Source organism: Bradyrhizobium sp. BRP23, from assembly GCF_020194135.1.
In the GTDB taxonomy this organism is placed as follows: Bacteria; Pseudomonadota; Alphaproteobacteria; order Rhizobiales; family Xanthobacteraceae; genus Bradyrhizobium; species Bradyrhizobium yuanmingense.
The window spans coordinates 1-399 of sequence record NZ_JADYVW010000069.1 but is presented as its reverse complement, the minus strand read 5'-3'; the positions used below and the strand labels follow the sequence as shown (position 1 = coordinate 399).

Sequence of the window (399 nt, the reverse complement as noted above, 5' to 3'; positions counted from 1 at the left end):
GACGTGGGCAGGCACAACGCCGTCGACAAGGTGCTGGGCTGGGCGCTGCTGGAGGGCCGGGTTCCGCTGTCGGACTGCGGGCTGCTCGTGTCCGGGCGGGCCTCGTTCGAGCTGGTGCAGAAGGCCGCGATGGCCGGGATCCCGTTCCTCGCGGCCGTGTCCGCGCCGTCGTCGCTGGCGGTGGAGCTGGCCGAGGAGAACGGGATGACCCTCGTCGGTTTCCTGCGCGGTACCAGCATGAACCTCTACACCGGTGACCAGCGGGTGCTGGAGCCGGCCGGGGTGTGAGCGTCAGATCCGCGGCATGACCTCCGCGGCCACGCGTTCCATCTGCTCGGCCTGGTCGGCGAACGGGGTGAACAGGATCAGCTCCGCGCCCGCGGCGGCGACCTCCTGGAC

The 399-nt window shown here is 71.4% G+C and carries 1 protein-coding gene; it reads left to right on the top strand.

Features of this window, described 5'->3' with window-relative positions; all coding sequences use genetic code 11:
- A partial coding sequence (locus I6F24_RS37375) for a formate dehydrogenase accessory sulfurtransferase FdhD (RefSeq protein WP_225156621.1) occupies window positions 1-288 on the top strand: 288 nt, incomplete at its 5' end.
- Between the last annotated feature and the right edge of the window lie 111 nt (window positions 289-399).